The organism is Microbacterium umsixpiens (assembly GCF_053543675.1).
In genome coordinates, this window is the sequence record NZ_JBLVOH010000050.1 from 1 (window position 1) to 3,839 (window position 3,839).

Sequence of the window (3,839 nt, forward strand, 5' to 3'; positions counted from 1 at the left end):
GCGGGCGACCGCCGGGCTCGGACCCGATACGCGACTGAGTGAAACAGTCGCCGCGAGCATCCTTCCCGCCGACGACGTGGTCTCCTGGCTCGCCGAGGAGGGATCGGTCGCGCGGCGTCTCGGCTCCCTGGCGCCTCTCGTGCTCGACGCCGCGGAGACCGGTGACGACGTCGCCCACCGGATCGCGACGGAAGGCATCCGCCTGCTCACCGCCACGGCCGTCGCCGCCTCGTCATTGACTCGCGACATCGCGCTGCACGGCGGCCTCACGGATCACGCCTGGTTCCGAGACAGCCTCGTCTCCTCGCTGCACGCTGCCGGACGCCGGGTGGTCCTCGCCGCCGGCGATGCCCTCGACGGCGCGCTGCTGATCGCACGCCGCACCGATCTCCCTCACGAAAGGTTCGTCCACCGTGCCGAATGACGATTCCCGCCTCGCCTCCCTCCTCTCCGTACTGGAAGGCCTCGGCACCGAGGCGTCCACGACCGAGCGCGGGGATCTCGACCTGTTGAGCACGGCCGAGCTCGTGCATCGGATGAACGACGAGGACCGGCGGGTCCCCGAGGCGGTCGCCGAACGGGCGGACGAGATCGCGGCGGTCGTCGACGCGATCACGGAGCGGTTCCGGCGCGGCGGTCGGCTCATCTACATCGGGGCCGGCACGGCAGGCCGCATCGGCGTGCTGGATGCCAGCGAGTGCCCGCCCACCTTCGGCACGGACCCCTCGATGGTGGTCGGGCTGATCGCCGGCGGCGAGATCGCGATCCGCTCGGCCGTGGAGAATGCGGAGGACGACGCGGAGGCGGCAGGTGGCTCCCTGCGTGAACTCGGACTCTCGGCCGACGACACGGTGGTCGGCATCTCGGCTTCCGGCCGGACGCCGTATGTCGTCGGCGGGCTGAACTACGCCCGCAGCGTCGGCGCGTTCACGGCGGCGATCGCCTCGAACGCGGACTCCGAGATCGGTGCCGCCGCGGAGGTCGCCATCGAGGTCGTGACCGGACCGGAGTTCATCTCCGGATCGACGCGCCTCAAGGCCGGCACCGCGCAGAAGCTCGTCGTGAACATGCTCACGACCCTGTCGATGATCAAGCTCGGCAAGACCTACCGCGGGGTGATGGTCGATCTCCTCGCCACGAACGAGAAGCTCCACGCGCGCTCCATCCGCACCGTGTCGCAGCTCGCCGGCGTCGACATCGACGTCGCGGCTGCCGCGCTGCAGGGGGCGGACGGCTCGGTCAAGCGCGCCCTGCTGATGCTGGCGGTCGACGCCACACCGCAGGCCGCGGCATCCGCGCTCGATGAGGCCGACGGGGTGCTCCGCGACGCGATCGCCGCTCTCGCCTGAGGGGAGTGGCCGGTGCCGTCGTGACGTGCCTCGGCCCCTGCGCGGGCCGCGCCGAGCCCGGGAGTCGGTCCGGTAGCGTGGCCGGATGCCCCTCGCCCTGATCACCGGCGCCGCGCGCGCGAACAGCATCGCCGCCGGCATCGTTCCCCGCCTGCGCGCGGCCGGATGGACCGTCGTGACCAGCGACCTCCGCGACGCCGACCACCCCGCTGACCTGTCGACCGCGGGTGGACCGGAGGCCCTGATCGCCGAGGTGGTGGCGGCGCACGGTCCGATCTCCGCGCTCATCCTCAGCCATGCGCACGACGTGCAATCCGGCATCCTCGACACCACGGCCGAGAGCTTCGACCTGCACGTCGCCGTGAACGCACGGGCGAGCCTGCTGCTGATCGCGGCGTTCGCGCGACAGGTCGGCGACGACGGGGGAGTGATCCTCGCCTTCACCAGCGACCACGTGACCGGAAACCTCCCCTACGGCGCATCCAAGGGCGCTCTCGACCGGTTGGTCATCTCGGCTGCCCGCGAGCTCGGTCCGCGGGGCATCTCGGCGAACGTGCTGAACCCCGGACCCATCGACACCGACTGGATGGACGACGAGACGCGCACGGAGCTGGCCGGGATGACGCCGCTCGGGCGACTCGGACGGCCCGCCGACGTCGCGGCCGTGGTGGAGTTCCTCGTGTCGGACGAGGGCCGCTGGGTCTCGGGACAGCTGCTCAAGTCGGACGGGGCGTTCTCGGCGCAGTACTGACCGAGCGTGACGGGGTGCGGATCTCCATGACGAGGGGACACCGCCGGCGATCCGCAGCCGGTGCGTGCCACCGATTCGGCTCGTCATCTCGCGGCTTGTACGCTGGTGGCATCCCCCGATCCACCCGGCACATTCGCGCGCCGGCGATCTCGGCGCGCGCTCACACATGCAAGGACGCAGATGAACGATTCCGCGGCACACCGCGACGACTGGGCTGAGAGCGAAGAGCTGGCGGAGCGGATGATCCCGCTCATCGGGGCGCTTCGACGCGAACACGATGTGGTCACCTCGCTGCACGGGCACCGACTGCTCGGGCTCTCGGCGACGGGACTGGTCGAGGTGCACGAGCGCGTCGCCCAACTCGGGCACGAGCGGCTCCCGATCGAAGACACGCTCGCCGTGCTGGAGGCGATCCACGCCCTCGCCCCCGGCGCCTCCTCCCTCGACGTGGCGCGCCTGGTCGCCGGGCACGCCGAGAGCGACCAGCCGCTGGAGAACTACCTCGCCGAGGAGCTCGCACCCGCCATGGGAGCCGTCGCCGCGGAGCCCACCGACGTCGTGCTGTACGGCTTCGGACGCATCGGGCGCCTGCTCGCCCGCATCCTCATCGCCCACACCGGCGGCGGCAGCGGACTGCGGCTGCGCGCCATCGTCGTGCGCCGCGGTGCGGAGAACGACCTCGCGAAGCGTTCCTCCCTGTTGCTGCGCGATTCGGTGCACGGCCGCTTCGCCGGCTCCGTCACCGTCGATGAGGAGGCCGAGCAGATCATCGCGAACGGCACCCGCATCCAGGTGATCTACTCCGACGACCCGGCATCCATCGATTACACCGCCCACGGCATCCATGACGCGATCGTCGTCGACAACACCGGACGCTGGCGCGACGAGGAAGGGCTCTCCCAGCACCTGCGCTCGACGGGCGTCGCCCGCGTGCTGCTCACCGCGCCGGGGAAGAGCCCGCTCAAGAACATTGTGCACGGCATCAACGACGAGACGATCGTCGACTCCGACCGCATCCTCTCGGCGGCATCCTGCACCACGAACGCCATCACCCCGGTGCTGGCCGCGATCGACGAGGCGTACGGCGTGGTCAAGGGCCACGTCGAGACGGTGCACTCGTTCACGAACGACCAGAACCTGATCGACAACTTCCACAAGGGCGACCGCCGCGGACGCTCGGCCGTGCTGAACATGGTCATCACCGAGACCGGAGCCGCGAAGGCCGTCGCCAAGGCGCTCCCGCAGCTGGAGGGCAAGCTCACCGGCAGCTCGATCCGCGTGCCCACCCCCGATGTGTCGCTCGCGGTGCTGCACCTGACCATCGAGCGCCCGGCCACCAAGGAGCAGGTCAACGACTACCTGCGCCGCGTCTCGCTGCACTCCAAGCTGCGCCAGCAGATCGACTACGTCGAGAGCCCCGACGTCGTCTCCACCGACTTCGTCGGCTCGCACCGCGCCGGCATCGTCGACGGCCTCGCCACGATCGCCGACGAGGACACCCTGATCCTCTACGTCTGGTACGACAACGAGTTCGGCTACTCGTGCCAGGTGATCCGCGTGCTCGAGGTCATGGCGGGGTCGCACCCGATCGTGCTGCCCGAGCGCCGCGAAGTGACGCTGCAGGGCTGAGCGTCTCCTGCGCCGCGTCGGTGGCGCCCGGCATGATGGGGGCATGAAGACCGCGACCCTGCTCACCGAGCGTCTCCGATCGCATCGGCTGAGCGCGCCGGCGCGCACGG

At 70.7% G+C, this 3,839-nt stretch carries 3 protein-coding genes and 1 pseudogene; all 4 read left to right on the forward strand.

The genetic code is table 11. From position 1 onward, the window contains the following. A pseudogene (locus ACNPM4_RS05455) lies at positions 1 to 424 on the forward strand (ATPase); the annotation flags it as partial. Next, a complete protein-coding gene (gene murQ, locus ACNPM4_RS05460; RefSeq protein ID WP_105709495.1) occupies positions 414 to 1,349 on the forward strand; it encodes an N-acetylmuramic acid 6-phosphate etherase in 936 nt (311 codons plus the stop codon). The pseudogene ACNPM4_RS05455 and the gene murQ, both read left to right, overlap by 11 nt. 85 nt (positions 1,350 to 1,434) lie before the next feature. Then, a complete protein-coding gene (locus tag ACNPM4_RS05465; protein WP_448984986.1) occupies positions 1,435 to 2,100 on the forward strand; it encodes an SDR family oxidoreductase in 666 nt (221 codons plus the stop codon). Between the two features lie 180 nt (positions 2,101 to 2,280). Then, entirely contained in the window at positions 2,281 to 3,729 is a 1,449-nt protein-coding gene (locus tag ACNPM4_RS05470; protein ID WP_448984988.1) for a glyceraldehyde-3-phosphate dehydrogenase, read from the forward strand. The last annotated feature ends 110 nt before the right edge of the window (positions 3,730 to 3,839 follow it).

Coding starts and splice junctions, on each gene's coding strand:
- ACNPM4_RS05465 (WP_448984986.1), top strand. CDS start 1,435: ATGCCCCTCGCCCTGATCACCGGCGCCGCGCGCGCGAACAGCATCGCC.
- ACNPM4_RS05470 (WP_448984988.1), top strand. CDS start 2,281: ATGAACGATTCCGCGGCACACCGCGACGACTGGGCTGAGAGCGAAGAG.